This is a genomic window from Streptomyces sp. NBC_01190 (genome assembly GCF_045039895.1).
GTDB lineage: Bacteria > Actinomycetota > Actinomycetes > Streptomycetales > Streptomycetaceae > Actinacidiphila.
The window spans coordinates 5,642,385-5,657,199 of the sequence record NZ_CP108580.1 but is presented as its reverse complement, the minus strand read 5'-3'; the positions used below and the strand labels follow the sequence as shown (position 1 = coordinate 5,657,199).

The 14,815-nt window shown below is 72.8% G+C and carries 8 protein-coding genes; 4 read left to right on the top strand and 4 right to left on the bottom strand.

Annotated elements, in window-relative coordinates; genetic code table 11:
* Nucleotides 1–171: 171 nt before the first annotated feature.
* A complete protein-coding gene (locus OG519_RS23840; protein ID WP_405587510.1) occupies nt 172–612 on the bottom strand; it encodes an Asp23/Gls24 family envelope stress response protein in 441 nt (146 codons plus the stop codon).
* Between the two features lie 347 nt (nt 613–959).
* On the opposite strand from OG519_RS23840, the gene OG519_RS23835 reads away from it, so the two are divergent.
* Entirely contained in the window at nt 960–2,198 is a 1,239-nt protein-coding gene (locus tag OG519_RS23835; RefSeq protein WP_405587507.1) for a DUF4032 domain-containing protein, read from the top strand.
* 62 nt (nt 2,199–2,260) lie between these two features.
* On the opposite strand, the gene OG519_RS23830 is transcribed toward OG519_RS23835, so the two are convergent.
* Nucleotides 2,261–5,707, bottom strand: a complete 3,447-nt coding sequence (locus OG519_RS23830; protein WP_405587504.1) for a glycoside hydrolase family 3 C-terminal domain-containing protein — start codon at nt 5,705–5,707, stop codon at nt 2,261–2,263.
* 377 nt (nt 5,708–6,084) lie between these two features.
* Between OG519_RS23830 and OG519_RS23825 the strand changes: the two genes are divergently transcribed.
* From OG519_RS23825 to OG519_RS23815, 3 genes are all read left to right on the top strand, one after another.
* Nucleotides 6,085–7,203 (top strand): RICIN domain-containing protein, encoded by a 1,119-nt coding sequence (locus OG519_RS23825; protein ID WP_405587501.1) that lies wholly within the window; start codon nt 6,085–6,087, stop codon nt 7,201–7,203.
* 286 nt (nt 7,204–7,489) lie between these two features.
* Nucleotides 7,490–9,388, top strand: coding sequence for a M1 family aminopeptidase (locus OG519_RS23820; protein ID WP_405587498.1), 1,899 nt, complete (start codon nt 7,490–7,492; stop codon nt 9,386–9,388).
* 310 nt (nt 9,389–9,698) lie between these two features.
* Nucleotides 9,699–12,584 carry an AAA family ATPase gene (locus OG519_RS23815; protein WP_405587495.1) on the top strand — a complete coding sequence of 962 codons (2,886 nt, stop codon included), beginning with the start codon at nt 9,699–9,701 and terminating at the stop codon, nt 12,582–12,584.
* 459 nt (nt 12,585–13,043) lie between these two features.
* Here the strand turns inward: OG519_RS23815 and OG519_RS23810 are convergent, their stop codons facing one another.
* Together OG519_RS23810 and OG519_RS23805 are read right to left on the bottom strand one after the other, a co-directional pair.
* Nucleotides 13,044–13,523 (bottom strand): hypothetical protein, encoded by a 480-nt coding sequence (locus OG519_RS23810; RefSeq protein ID WP_405587492.1) that lies wholly within the window; start codon nt 13,521–13,523, stop codon nt 13,044–13,046.
* Nucleotides 13,524–13,600: 77 nt separating this feature from the next.
* Nucleotides 13,601–14,722, bottom strand: coding sequence for a Gfo/Idh/MocA family protein (locus OG519_RS23805; RefSeq protein ID WP_405587489.1), 1,122 nt, complete (start codon nt 14,720–14,722; stop codon nt 13,601–13,603).
* Between the last annotated feature and the right edge of the window lie 93 nt (nt 14,723–14,815).

The following is a 14,815-nucleotide window of genomic DNA, read 5'->3' as shown; positions in this document are numbered from 1 at the left end:
CCTCATGCTGAGGCGTGACGCTCCGACCGGCAACTCGCCGCCACGACCAGTGACACTATGTGATATAAGCTTGTCTGCCAGGAGAGGTCGGATGTTCCGCGGTCCCTGACCGCCGGCCCGGCCGCGGTCACAGCGGCTGCCTCGACTGCCCGGTTGGCGCTCATCCGGCGATCACTGGACCCTCGCGTTGGCCGCGTCGGCCTCGTCGCTGTCGTCGCCGGGCACATGGACGTCGCGCACGTTGATGTTGATCTCGACCACGTCGAGACCGGTCATCCGCTCCACCGCCGTCGCCACCTCGGTACGGATCTCGGCGGCGGCGTCGGATATCTCGGTGCCGTAGAGCACGACGACGTCCAGGTCCACGGCGGCCTGCTTCTCGCCGACCTCCACCTTGACGCCACGGGTCGGGTCGGCGCCGGAGCGGGCCACCCGGTCCCGCATCGCGCCCACGGCGCGCGCCGCGCCCGCGCCCATGGCGTACACGCCGTCGACCTCGCGGGCGGCGATACCCGCGATCGTCGCCACCACGGAGTCCGCGATGGTCGTCCTGCCCGCTACGTCCCGCTTCCGACCGGAGATGGTCGGGGAGACGGTGTCGTTGTTCGCCATGGGTTTGCCCCTTCGCTGGGAGGGTGGCACTGTCACCGCCCGGCTCGGGTCCGCCGCCTGGCGGCGGATCTCGGGCCCCCGCGCGGCCTGGCCCCAGGGGAGGCTGGTTCGGCGCGCCAAGGGTGAACAGCCCTGTTCTTTCACTGTGCGTCCGGTGGCCCGGCCTCGCCACTTCGCCGAGCCTCGCCACTTCGCCGGGCCTCGCCCGCGGCGGCGTCGCAGGCCCATGGCACCATCGGGGATGCCGCCGGCGGCCGGTCCGGGCGGACCGGCGGCCGGGCGGACCGGGCCGCCACCGACCGGGGCCGCCCGCATCCGTGAGCTGGACGAGAGAACCGGGGCGTGCCGTGCCGTTGCAGATCCAGGCGTTCGACGCGGAGCATCCGTCGGCGCTGCTCGACCTGGCGTGGCATCTGCCGCTCGACCAGTGGCCGGACGCGTCGCTGGTCGCGCTGCCCCGCGGCATCTCCCGGCATGTGGTGCGCTTCGCCCGGGCCGGCCAGGAGGTGGTGGCGGTCAAGGAGGTCAGCGAGTGGGCGGCGGTGCGGGAGTACGGCCTGCTGCGCGACCTCGACCGGCTCGCGGTCCCCGCCGTGGACCCGATCGCGGTGGTGACCGGGCGGGTCGCCGCCGACGGCACACCGCTCGAACCGGCGCTGATCACCCGGCACCTGAACGGCTCGCTGCCGTACCGCTCGATGTTCGAGACGACGATGCGCCCCGGCACCGTCAACCGGCTGCTCGACGCGCTCGCCGTACTGCTGGTGCGGCTGCACCTGGCCGGCTTCGCCTGGGGCGACTGCTCGCTGTCCAACACCCTCTTCCGCCGGGACGCCGGCGCGTACGCCGCGTATCTGGTGGACGCCGAGACCGGGCAGATCCAGCCGGGTCTCAGCGACGGGCAGCGCGACTACGACATCGACCTGGCCCGGGTGAACATCGCCGGCGAGCTGATGGACCTGGAGGCGGGCGGTTCGCTCCACCCGTCGGTCGACCCGATCACCTTCGGAACGGCGATCGCCGCCCGCTACAACGACCTGTGGCAGGAACTGACCCGCGAATCGGTCTACCCGGCGAGCCAGCGGCACCACATCGACCTGCGGATACGCAGGCTCAACGAACTCGGTTTCGACGTGGCCGAGATGCAGATCGTGCGCTCGCCCACCGGGGACACCGTGACCTTCCTGCCGAAGGTGGTGGACGCCGGCCACCACCAGCGGCAACTGCTGCGGCTGACCGGTCTGGACACCGAGGAGAACCAGGCCAGGAGCCTGCTCAACGACCTGGAGAGCTGGATGGCGACCCAGGACGACTACGCCCCCGGGGACCCGCTCGGCGCCCGCCCCGAGGTGCTGGCCCACCGCTGGGTGCGCGAGGTCTTCCGCCCGGCGGTCCGGACCGTACCGCCGGAGCTGCGGCGCGGCATGGACGCGGCCGAGGTCTACCACGAACTGCTGGAGCACCGCTGGTACCTGTCCGAGCGGGCGGAGCGCGATGTCGGTCTGGAGGCGGCGGCCGCGAGCTACATCAGCGACATCCTCCCCCACCTGCCCGACCCCTCGGCCCCCGCACCCGAGGCGGAGTGAGGCGCCCCCCGGCGGCATGACCGCCGGGGGGCGCCGGTGCTTCGGTGGCGGTGGCCCGGAGGTCAGCCCACCGAGATGGCGAACACGTGGATGCCGCTGTCGTCGGGCAGCGTCACCGTCGCGACCGTCTTGGCCGGGTCGAGGGCGCCGCCGGTGGTGTAGAGGCTCACCGGGTGGTTGCCGAGGGTGTCGGTCGGCGGGCGGTTCCAGTTGGCGGTGGTGACCGCCAACTGGCTGTTGCCGCTCGCCTTGTTGCTGTACCAGTCGGGGAAGTCCACCGGGACGGCCGCCGTGCTGCCGTCGGTGTAGGTGACGGTGACGGTCGCCGAGTGGGCCGAGCTGATACCGGTGCCGAGCAGGCCGAGGGTCGGGCCCTGGCCCTGGAGGCGGATCACCTGTCCGGCGGCCGAGATGTTGTCGGGCTCGCCCGGCTGGGTGTCGGGCCAGGTGTACGTCAGGCCGTTCGCGGTCACCGTGGCGCCCGGGGTGTAGCCGACCGCGGCGAGCTGGGTGGCCGAGAGGCTGTAGCCGCCCGGGTCGAGCTCGCCGGTGGTCGGGTCGCTGTCGGCGCTGATGCCGGCGTTGTCGAAGGCCGCCGCCGGGCTGTCGTACGGCACGGTGGTGGTGGCGTCCGCGGTCCTGGTCTGCCGGCCGTTCAGCTCGAACGCCGCCTTGCCGGTGAGCGTCGCCTGTCCGGCCGTGGCGGCCGTGGCCGCGCGCACCGTCCAGGTCGTGCTCACCGAGGCGTGCGCCCGCACCTCGCGGAAGGACGTCGAAGCGCCCTTGGCGGGGGTGGCCGTCCAGCCGGTCGGCAGATCGAGGGCGAGCCGCAGGTCCCGCACGGTGGAGTCACCGGTGTTGGTGAAGCTCTGCTCGACGGTCTGGGTGCTGCCGGCGTTGGTCTGCGCGGGCGCGGTCAGGGTCACGTACTGCACCCCGACGGTCTTCTTGACCGTCACCGTGCCGGCCGGCGAGACGTCGGCCGAGGACGGGCCCACGTAGACCGGGTAGCGGCCGTCGAGCACCGTCCAGTCGTGCGCGTTGCTGTCCCACACCCGCAGCGCGTCCGAGCCGAGGGTGAGCCGTACGGTCCTGGTCTGCCCCGGCTTGAGCTGCACCTTGGCGAAGGCCTTGAGCGCCTTCGGGGGCTCGCCCGCGCCTTGGGGGTAGGCGACGTACGCCTGCACCACATCGGTGCCGGTGCGGTGGCCGGTGTTGGTGACGTCCACCGAGAGCCGGACCGGCGAGGTGCCGCGGCTGGTCGCCTGGACGCCGCCGCCGCTCACCCGGAGGTGGGACTGGCGGAAGGTGGTGTAGGACAGGCCGTAGCCGAACGGGAAGAGCGGGGTCTCGTCCTCCTGGTCGTACCAGCGGTAGCCGACGTCGAGTCCCTCGCTGTAGTCGTAGACGCCGCCCACCGCCGGGTAGCGGCCGGGGGCGGCCGCGGTCGCGGTCTGGGTGTCGGTCCGCGGGAAGCTGACCGGCAGCCGGCCGCCGGGTTCGGCGTCACCGGTGAGCAGCGCGGCCAGCGCGTTGCCGTCCTCCTGGCCCGGGTACCACATGTCCAGGACCGCGGGGACGTCGGCGAGCCATGGCATCAGCACCGGGGCGCCGGCCCGCAGCACCACGACGGTACGGGGGTTGGCGGCGGCGACGGCCCGGATCAGGTCGTCCTCGTTGCCGGGCAGCGCCAGTGTCGTACGGTCCGAGCCCTCGCTCGAGGAGTCGCCGACCACCACGACCGCGGCGTCGGAGGCGGCGGCCGCCGCCGCGGCGGCCTGGATCGTCGGGTCCTGCACGCCGGGGGCGGACCAGCCGACGGAGACCGAGGCGTTCTGCGCGCTGTCGTAGAACTCCACGCGCAGCGTGTGCGGTTGGCCCGCGGTGAGCTGGACCGGGTCGCTCTTGACGGTGGCGGAGCCGTGGTCGCTCCAGTTGTCGACGATCAGCTTGTCGTCGAGGTAGATCCGGCTGCCGTCGTCGCTGGTGGCGGAGAAGGTGTACGCGGCGGTGGCCGGCGCGGTCACCGTGCCGGTCCAGCGCGCCGAGAAGCCGTCGACGGGGATGCTCGGGTCGGGTGAGCCGAGCACCCAGTCGAAGTCGATGTTCGGGTCGTCCCGGGTCAGCGCGGGGGTGCCGGAGAGCGTCTTGTTGGTGAAGTACTCGCCCTTGAGACCGGTGAGCGCGGAGGCCGGGATGACCGGGAAGCCGCTGCCCTGGCCGGCCTTGACCGAGGTGACGGTGACCCCGCTGCCGAGCCGCGCCTTGAGCCCGGAGACCGGGTCGACCTTCTTGTACGGGGTGACGGCCGAGCTGCCCCCGCCGCCGGTGATCGCGGTGTCGGCATTGGGGCCGATGACGGCGAGCGAGGTGAGCTTCCTGGTGTCGAGCGGCAGCGTGGCCCCGCTGTTCTTCAGCAGCACGCTGCCGTCCTCGGCGGCCTTGCGGGCGAAGGCGCTGTCCTGGTCGAAGTCGACGGCCGGCGCCGGCTTCGGGTCGAAGAGGCCGGTACGGAACTCCAGGCGCAGGATCCGGCGGGCCGCGTCGTCGAGCACCGACTGGGGGACCTGTCCGGCGGCGACCGCGGCGGGCAGTTGCTGGAAGTAGGTGGTCCCGCTGAACTCCTGGTCGAGGCCGGCCAGCGCGGAGGCGACGGTGCTGTGGTTGGCCGGGTAGTCGGTGTCGATGACGCCGTCGTACTTCCAGGTGTCGATCAGCACGTCGCGCAGGATCTGCGCGTTCTCACAGGCGTAGGTGCCGTTGACCTTGTTGTAGGCGCACATCAGCGACCAGACGTGGCCGTCCTTGACCGCCTTCTCGAAGGCCGGCAGATAGATCTCGTGCAGCGTCCGCTCGTCGATGTTCGAGCTGGACGTCATGCGGGCGTTCTCCTGGTTGTTGCCCGCGAAGTGCTTGACCTGGGCGGCGACGCCCTGGGCCTGGATGCCGCGGATCTCGGAGGCGCCGATGTCGCCGGCCAGCTCCGGGTCCTCGCCGAGCGTCTCGAAGTCGCGGCCGCCGAGCGGGGTCCGCACGATGTTGACCATCGGTCCGTAAATGGCTTGGTAGCCGCGGTATTTGGCCTCCGAACCCATCACCGTGCCGTACTGCTTGGCCAGTTCGGTGTCGAAGGAGGCCGCGAGCGCCACCGGGGAGGGCAGCGCGGTCTCCGGCTGGCCGTCGCGTACGCCGCCCGGGCCGTCGGTGAACTGCATCCCGGGGATGCCGAGGCGGTCGACGCCGGGGATGTAGCCGGTGGCGTGCGATCCGGTGGGGACGCCCACCGCCGTCATCAAGGAGGCCTTCTCGGCGTTGGTCAGCTGCGAGAGCAGCAGGTCGATCCGCTTCTCCAGCGGCAGACGGGAGTTGAGCCAGGGGCGGGCGGTGGCGGAATCGTTTACGGAGCCGGTCGTCTTCGAATGGGCGGTTCCGGCTGCCGCCGGGATGGCCAGAGGTATGGCCAGAGCGGCGGCGGCCGCTGCCGCCAGCGCCAGGCGAGCCATGCGCATACGTTTTCTCCAAAAGGGCGTCATTGCCTGCGGGTTCAGGAGGTGAACGCAAACGAGTGGCAGTCTGCGCTTGCCCCAAAGATGTCGTCAAGGACATGAACGCAAAACGTCTTTGTGAACGGGAGGGCTGGTGGGCGGGACCCACCCGGCGGGTCGGTTCCGCCAGTGCCGGGACCACCGGCCGGTGGTGGGTTGCTCGCGCAGTTCCTCGCGCCCCCGACGGGGCACGGATCCCCCTCTCGGGAGGCGAACGCGCACCGACTCACCGCGGGGTGGGGATTGACAGGTATCTGTCAGTAAGGTTACCTATCAAATCGGTTACCCACCCCCACCCCCCACCTTCGTTCGGAAGATCCGAAGATCGGAAAAGGTGACCCATGACCCGCAACCGCTTCCGCCTGGGCCTCGCCGCCCTCGGCGTCGCCGCCGCCACCCTCACCGCCGCCGTCAGCGTCGGGGCGGGCGTCTCGGACGCCGCCGGTACCACACCGAGCGCCGCGGCCGCCGGGCCGACCGCGGCCCAACTCCTCACCAAAGCCCAGAACTGTACGCCGGCGTCCAACGGCAAATACGCCACTGACGAGGGCGGCGCCGCCACCGTACAGATCTGCAAGAACGGCTCCGCGTACACCTGGACGTCCGACATGGACATCGACTGCGACGGGATCACCACCACCCACTGCAGCAACTCCACCGACCCGTCCTACTACAACGAGACCTCGTTCGAGACCTCGACCGGGCAGTTCTTCACCTCGGAGGTCACGCACTACTACGTGATCCCGCTGCCCTCCAGCCGCTTCAACTACCAGTCGGCCGGCATCTCCCCCGGCAGCGTGGCCGCCGTGGTCTACAACAACAAGGTCGTCTACGCGGTCTTCGCCGACGAGGGCCCGGACGACATCATCGGCGAGGGCTCCTACTCCCTCGCCACCGCGCTCGGCATCGACCCGAACCCCGCCACCGGCGGCACCGAAGGGCCGGTGACCTTCATCGTCTTCCCGGGCAAGGTGCCGAGCCCGGTGGAGAACAACACCGCCATCGACTCGGTGGGATCGGCCGCGGCCAGTACCTGGGTCGGCAGCACCACACCGCCCACCACACCGCCCGCGGGCGGCGGCGGCCCGATCCGCTCCGGCTACACCGGCAAGTGCGTCGACGTGGCCGCGGCCAGCAGCGCCAACGGCACCGCCGTACAGCTCTACGACTGCAACGGCACCACCGCCCAGAACTGGACCACCGCCTCCGACGGCTCCCTCCAGTCCCTCGGCAAATGCATGGACGTCACCTCGGCCGGCACCGCCAACGGCACCAAGGTCGACCTCTACGACTGCAACGGCACCGGCTCCCAGAAATGGCAGAAGTCCGGCAGCACCCTGGTCAACCCGCAGTCCGGCAAATGCCTCGACGCCACCGGACCCAGCTCGGCCAACGGCACCCGACTCCAGATCTGGACCTGCGCCGGCGGCACCAACCAGCAGTGGACGCTGTCGTCCTGACGCCCTGACCGTCCCAGAAGGGACCACAAGCGGCCACAAGAGCCCACGGCCCGGCGTCCGGCGGATCGACTTCCGCCGGACGCCGGGCCGTTCGCCGTCCCCCGGGCGCCCCGCGCGCCCCCCACCCGGCCCCCTCCCGGATGAGCCCCGCGAAAACGCTCCGCCGCAGGCGGACGCGCATAGGGAAATCCCTACAGGTCCCGCCGGCCCCTTAACGCGGCCCGCGACGCCCCGCACACTCCTGTCGCGTCTGGTCAGTCGTCCTTCCCCTACCCCAGAGGATCCGATGCGCAACAGACTTCTCACCCTCCTCAGTGCCGCGGCCACCGCCGGGCTCGTGGTGACGGCCGCCGTCACCGGCGTCGCCCAGGCCAAACCGCAGGCCCAGGCGCAGGCGGCGACCTGCACCCCGGCCCAGGTGATCGGCAACGGCGGCTTCGAGAGCGGCAGTTCGCCGTGGACCGCGTCCAGCGGCGTGATCACCACCGGGGGCGGCCAGAGCGCGCACTCCGGCAGCCGCTTCGCCTGGCTGAACGGCTACGGGTCGACGCACACCGACACCCTGTCCCAGTCCGTCGCCGTCCCGGCCGGCTGCACCACGGCGACGCTGACCGTATGGCTGCACATCGACACCGCGGAGACGACCACCACGACGGCGTACGACAAGCTCACCACCAAGCTCGGCAGCACCACGCTGGCCACGTACTCCAACCTCAACGCGGCCAGCGGCTATGTGCAACGGACCTTCGACGTCTCGTCGTTCATCGGGCAGAGCGCGAGCCTGGCGTTCAACGGGACCGAGGACTCCGGCGCGCAGACCAGCTTCGTCATCGACGACGTGGCGCTCAACGTCTCGGGCGACGGCGGGACCACCACTCCCCCGACGACGCCGCCGACCACCCCGCCCACCACACCGCCGACCGGTGACAGCACCCGGACGCCGGCCACCCCCGCCTACACCGTCAGTCTGACCAGCGACGCCTCCGGCGCCACCTGGACCGGGCACGAGAGCGTGACCTTCTCCAACGCCTCGGCGTCACCGCTCGCCGACGTCTACCTGCGGCTGTGGGACAACTACCACGGCTCCTGCCCGACGACGCCGATCACCGTCTCCAACGTCACCGGCGGTACGGCCGGCGCGCTGACGGTGGGCTGCACCGCCCTGCACATCACCCTGCCGAGCGCCCTCAACCAGGGGCAGAGCGGCACCCTCGGCTTCGATCTGTCGATCGTCGTGCCGAGCGGCGCCGACCGGTTCGGCCGCGACGGAGCCTTCTCCTTCATCGGCAACGCGCTTCCGCTGCTGGCGATCCGGGACGGCTCGGGCTGGCACCTGGACCCGTACACCAACAACGGTGAGGCCTTCTACTCGCTGGCCGCCGACTTCGATGTGACCCTGGACCACCCGACGAGCCTGCTGGTGCCCGCCACCGGCACCTCGGTGGACACCCCCGGCGCCTCCGGCCGCACTGTCACCAAGGCGACCGCCCGCAAGGTGCGCGACTTCGCCTGGGGCGCGGGCGCGTTCAGCAAGGTCTCCGGCACCTCGCCGGGGGGCGTGAAGGTGAACGTCTACGCCGTCAGCGGGATCAGCTCCGCCAACGCCCAGTCGATGCTGACCACGTCGGAGAACGCGATCGACGCGCACGCCCAGCGCTTCGGGGCGTACCCGTACACCGAGGTGGACGCGGTGCTCGACAACAACTTCTGGTTCGGCGGGATGGAGTACCCGGGCTTCGTGCTCGACCTGGTGGACAGCAACGCGCTCACCCATGAGCTCGGCCACCAGTGGTGGTACGGCATCGTGGGCGACGACGAGTACAACAGCCCCTGGCTGGACGAGGCGTTCACCGACTACTCGACCGATCTCGCCGAGAACAAGACCGGGACCAACTGCTGGAACAGCGTCTCCTGGGCGTCCTCCAGCGAGAAGATCACCAACTCGATGGCGTACTGGGACGCGCACTCCTCCCGCTACTCGACCGTCATTTACGGCTACGGCAAGTGCGCGCTGCACGACCTGCGCCGGCTGATCGGCGACACCGCGATGACCAAGCTGCTGCACGACTACGCGGCGGCGCACTGGTACGGCGTCTCGACCACCGCGGAGTTCAAGGCGGCGGCGCAGGCGGCGACCACCACCGACCTGACGTCCTTCTGGACCCAGCACCGTATCGACGGCTGACCGGCCCGCGAACCACTGGTCCCGGGCGGCCCCCCATCCCGCCCAGGACCGGCTCTCCCCGGCGCCCCGGCCGGAAGCGTGTCACGCGCTTCCAGCCGGGGCGCCGCCCTTGCCGCCGGCGCCGGGCACTCTTCCGCTGTCGTCCGGGCCGGGTGGCCGTCCCGCCTCGCTGTGTGCTTGGCGTTCTTGGCGTTCTAGAGGCTTTTGACGCTCTTGACGCGCCATTGACCAATGGACCGCCCCTTCCGACACTGGGTTCACCCGGCCGGTTGGCAGGTTCACGCTCAGTGGGGTCTTCAAGAAGGGGGCCATGAGAGGCAGCCCGTACCCGCAGGCCCGCGTCACCGGCCGTGACGCGCTGCTCGTCACCGCCGCGCGGGCCCTGACCTCGGGCACCAGCGTGCTGCTCACCGGCGCGGCCGGCCTCGGCAGGACCACGCTGTTGAACCGGCTCGCGGCCGAACAGGTCGCCGAGGGAAGAAAGTTGATCGGCTGCAACCCGGCGCCCGACGAGCAGCGGCTGCCGCATCTCGGGCTGATCGACCTCTTCGCCGAGGTCGGCGACGCCTTCCTCGACGGGGCCGCCGGCCTCTCCCGGCATGAACAGACCGTGCTGCGGGCCGTGTTGCACCGTTCACCGGCCCCCGACGGGCCGCCGCCGGCGAACACTGATCACGCTGGTCACGCCGACACCGAACTCGCCTTGCACATGGCGGTGTTGAAGACGCTGACCGCACTCTGCGCGCGGGGTCCCGTGCTGCTCGCCGTCGACGACGCCCAGTGGCTCGACCCGCCCACCGCCCGTTCGCTCGTCTTCGCCGTCCGCCGGACCCGCCACCTGCCGCTGACCGTGCTGGCCACAGCGCGCACGCCCGGTGCCAACCTCGGGCGGCTGCTGCCGCCGTCGAGCCTGCGGCTCACCGTGCCCCCGATGACCGAGCGGGAGACCACCACACTCCTCGCCGAGTCCGAACTGCCCGCCTGGCCGCACCCGTTGCCGGCCAGGATCGCCCAGGCCGCGGCCGGCAACCCCTATATCGCGCTGGAGTTGGGCCGCGCCCTCGCCGCGGCGGGCCACCCGCCGGGCCGCCCCGACCCCGGTGGGCCGCTGCCGCTGCCGGCCGGCGTGAGGGACCTGCTGCTCGACAGGCTGGCGCCGCTCTCCGCGCGGGCCCGCCGCACCCTGCTGGCGGCCGGCGCCGCCGACCGCCCGACGTCGGCGCTGCTCCGGCGGGCCGGGTACGAGTTCGCCGCCGCCGACCTGGCCGAGGCGGCGGTACTGGGCATCATCGAGGCGCCCACCCCCGGCAGCCCAGGCGCCGCCCCCTTGTCCGGCGCCGCCCGCCCCGCCCAGACGGTGCGCTTCACCCACCCGCTGATGGCCAGGGCCGTCTACGAGGCCGCCACGCCGGGCGGGCGCCGCCGGGTGCACGCGGCACTCGCCGAGGCGGCCGAGGACCCGGTCGAACGGGCCCACCACCTGGCCTCGTTGACCCCCGGCTGGGACGCGCGGACCGCGGCGCTGCTGGCCGACGCGGCGAGCGCGGCCCGGCGCCGGGGCGCCCCGGCGATCGCCGCCCGGCTCGGCCAGCTCGCCGCCGACCACACCCCGCCGGGCGATCCGGCGGCGGACACCGACCGCCGGCTGACCGCCGCCGAGGACGCAGTGGCCGCCGGCGACTATCCGCTGGCCCGCCGTATCGCGCATGAGGTGCTGGCCGGCTCCGGGCGGCCGACCGAGCGGGTCAGGGCCTGGATCGTCGTCCTCGACTCGTGCGGACAGGCGCTCGCCGAAGTCGCCGATGTCTTCCCGCAGGCACTTCAGGACGCCAGCGGGGACCCGGAGTTGCTGGCCCGGCTGCACTACCGGATGAGCTGGCGGGCCTGGGTGGTGGCGGGTTCGGCGGACGAGGCGCACACGCACGCGGCGCGGTCGGCCGTACTCGCCCGGGAGGCGGGTGACCGCCGTACCGAACTCCTCGCGCTCAGCCAGCAGTCGGCGCTGGAGTTCTACCTCGGCCGGGCCGCAGCCGAGCAGACGCTCGCGCTCGCGCTGGCACCGCCGCAGGACCCGCGGGTGCTCTTCGACCACAACGGGCCGGTGTTCCTCAAGCACCGCCGGCACGTGCTGCACGACCGGCTGGACGACGCGCGCACCGAGCTGCGGGCGCTCGTCTACACAGTGCGGCACCGGGGTTCGGCCGAGAGCTTGTGCCAGTGCCTGTCCGGGCTCGCCCAGGTGGAGATCCTGCGGGGCCGCTGCGAGCGGGCGCTGGACCTCGCCCACCAGTGTCTGCGGGTCACCGAGCAGGCGGGGCTCAGCCAGGGCCCGGCCTGGTACGCGGTCGCGCTCGCCGAGGCGTCGGGCGGCAGCCCTGACCGGGCGCTGGCCGCCGCCGAGCGGGCCAGACGGCACAGCGAGGACGACGACGACCAGCTCTTCCTGCCACGCGCGCTGCACGCCGAGGGCCATGTCCGGCTGCTGCGGGGCGAGACCGCGGCGGCCGTGCACGCGCTTCAGCGGACCCGGCTGCTGGAGCTCGGCCAGGGCCAGGGCGATCCGGCGGTACGCCGCTGGCAGGGCGATCTGGCCGAGGCGCTCGTCGCCGCGGGCTGCGCGGACGAGGCGGCGGCGCTGCTCGCCGAGACCAGGGCCCAGGCGTTACGGCTCGGGCGGCCCGGTGTGCTGGTGGTGCTCGACCGCTGCGCGGCGCTGGTCACCGAGGCGCGGGGGGAACCGGACGCGGCGGTGGCCCAGCTCGAACGGGCGGCGGCGGAGTCGGCGGCGCTGCCGTACCGGCTGGAGGAGGCGAGGACCCGGCTGACGCTGGGCCGGGTGCACGCGCGGCGCGGCGACCCGAGGGCCGCCCGCGCGGCGCTCGCGGAGGCCGCCCGGCTCTTCACCCGCGCCGGGGCCCGCCCCTGGCTGGCCCTCACCAGCGCGGAGCTGGACCACCTCGACCTGCCCGCGGCGCCGCCCGCGCCCGGCCTCACCGCGCTGACCGCCACCGAGCGCCGCGTCGCCCTCCTCGTCGCCCAGGGCGCCACCAACCGCGAGACCGCCGCAGTCCTCACCGTCAGCGTCAAAACCGTCGAGGCCGCCCTGACCCGCGCCTACCGCAAACTCGGCGTCCGCTCCCGCGTCTCCCTCTCCCGCGCGCTCCTCTCCTCCCCCCAGGAAGAGGCCACGCCCTGACGCCCCGTCAACCCCGAACCAGCCCAAACCGCCTCCCACCCCTCGTGCCCTGGCAGTGCTTCGGCCCCTGCGGGGCGCGGAAGCAGCCCCGGGGTCCGCAGCGACCGACTAAAACCACCGTGCCCAGCCCGCGCCCGAGCAGCGCCGCGCAAAATCCCGCCCCCGAACACGCCGCCACCCCACAGGGCGTGAAAGCAGCCACGAGGTCCGCAACCTCCGACCAGACCGCCCCCACCCGGCGACCAAGCAGCGCCGCGGCGCCCCGCACCGCCCATCACACCGCCGCGCTGCGGGGCGCAGGAGCGGCCTCGGGGTCCGCAACCCGCAACCGAAATCACCGCCCCCAGCCTGCGGGCGGGCGACCCCGCGCCGCCCAAAAAATCCCACCCCCGGACATGCCGCGGCCCCGCGGGGGGGAAGTGGCCGCGGGGACGGTGTGGCGAGGGGCGGGCTGAGGGGTCAGTGGCCGAAGAGGTGGCGGAGGTTTTTGCGGTGCGGGGTTTTGGTGGCGGCCGGGGTCGCCGGGCGGTAGTCGGGGTCGGCCACCGGATCGCGTTCCTCGGCGTAGGAATAGCCGGTGTCACCGGTCGTGCCGGTGGTGCGGTAGTCGTCCGGGGCGGAGGTCACCGTGGTGGTCTCCAGCCGGGCGGCCAGTTCGTCACGCTCCCGCGCCGTCTCGCGGACCTCGCGGCGGGCCTCGGCGAGCTGCCGGGACTTGCGGCGGCGCAGCGACATACCGCCGCCCGCGATGGCCGCGCCCAGGCAGAAGACCAGGGCCAGGGCGAGCCCCGCGCAGAACAGGTCGAGACCGTTCATGGTCGCGATGTGGTGCCCGAGTATCGTGACGTCGTGTTCGGGGCCGCCGCCCCGGTTGTCGGCGATGGCGAGCCCGGTGAACGCGGCCGTACAGGCGAGCAGCAGCAGTCCCAGGATCAGCATTGCGGTCACCTCCAAGTGGTGTGCTGGTGACCGGTCGGATACCCCGGACTCCGCGCGGCACGCACCGCGCCCGCCCCTCACGCCAGCCGCAGCGCCGCCTCCCGTACCGCGAGCGTGTCCCGCCGTACCTCGGCGAGGCCGGGCAGCGGGGGCGCGGCGTCCTCGGTCAGGCTCCGGGCCCAGGCGACGAGTTGCCCGCCGAAACCGGTGTGCCCGGGCTCGGCCGTCCATGTGCCGCGGGCGCCGAGCGCCGCCGCTTCGTCCCAGGTGTCGATGTGCAGCGTCGCCGACTCGTCGCGGGCGTAAGGAGAGGGCAGCGTCAAGGTGGCCACCGACGACGCGGCGGTGAACTCCAGCGTCTCCCGGTAGCGGCGGTGGGCCGGCACCCGCAGATGGGTCGCGTCGACCACCAGCTCGGGGTCGGGCCGCCACCGCACCCCCACCCCGGCGCCATCCGCCCACCGGTCGGCGTGCAGCAGCCGCCCGTACAGCGCCCGCCCGCTCCCTTCGAGGATCGCGTGCACGATGTTGACCTGGTGGATCAGCGAACCGCCGAGCCCCCGCGCGTACGCCTCCCGCCGCGCCGGCCCGGCGCTCTCCCCCAGCGCCCGGCGCAACGCCTCCTCGGCCGGCGGCGGTTGCGGGCCGAAGGGCGCCGGGGCGTACGGCATCAGGTGCGCCACCTGATGCGGCGCGTTGGGGTCGTGGATGTCGACGACGATCCGCCGGGCGGCCGGCAGCTCGGCGCGACAGTGCGTCACGAACCGCTGCACCACCGGGTCGTGCCGCTTCATGTAACCGGCCGCGACCGGCACCCCGGCCTTCTCCTCGGCCGCGAGGAGCTCATCGATCTCGGCAGGGTCCAGGCTCACCGGCTTCTCGCAGAGCACCGGAAGACCCTGGTCGAGACAGTCGAGCACCACATCGCGGTGCGTCCACCACGGCGTGCAGACCAGCGCGGCGCGCGCCCCGGCCCGCACCGCCTCGGCCGGCGTCCCGCACACCGGCACCTCGGGGAAGCCGGCCGCCGCGACCGCCGCGACGCGCTCCGGGTCGCTCTCCACGAGCGCCGCGAGCCGTACGGTGTGCGGAAGGTCACGGATCGCCCGCAGGTGGGCCGCGTGGGCGACCTTGCCCGCGCCGATGAGCACGACCGGCAGGCTCCCCCCGCCCCGCCGGGGCGCCGTCCGCTCGCGCATACCGTTACCGCCTCCGCCTCGCACTCATGCCGCAGAACTGCGTCTGTTGTTCGGACTTTTGGACGTTTTTCGAGCTGTTCGGGCTGTTCGGGC

Coding starts and splice junctions, on each gene's coding strand:
- OG519_RS23825 (WP_405587501.1), top strand. CDS start 6,085: ATGACCCGCAACCGCTTCCGCCTGGGCCTCGCCGCCCTCGGCGTCGCC.
- OG519_RS23840 (WP_405587510.1), bottom strand. CDS start 612: ATGGCGAACAACGACACCGTCTCCCCGACCATCTCCGGTCGGAAGCGG.
- OG519_RS23805 (WP_405587489.1), bottom strand. CDS start 14,722: ATGCGCGAGCGGACGGCGCCCCGGCGGGGCGGGGGGAGCCTGCCGGTC.
- OG519_RS23820 (WP_405587498.1), top strand. CDS start 7,490: ATGCGCAACAGACTTCTCACCCTCCTCAGTGCCGCGGCCACCGCCGGG.
- OG519_RS23815 (WP_405587495.1), top strand. CDS start 9,699: ATGAGAGGCAGCCCGTACCCGCAGGCCCGCGTCACCGGCCGTGACGCG.
- OG519_RS23810 (WP_405587492.1), bottom strand. CDS start 13,523: ATGCTGATCCTGGGACTGCTGCTGCTCGCCTGTACGGCCGCGTTCACC.
- OG519_RS23830 (WP_405587504.1), bottom strand. CDS start 5,707: ATGCGCATGGCTCGCCTGGCGCTGGCGGCAGCGGCCGCCGCCGCTCTG.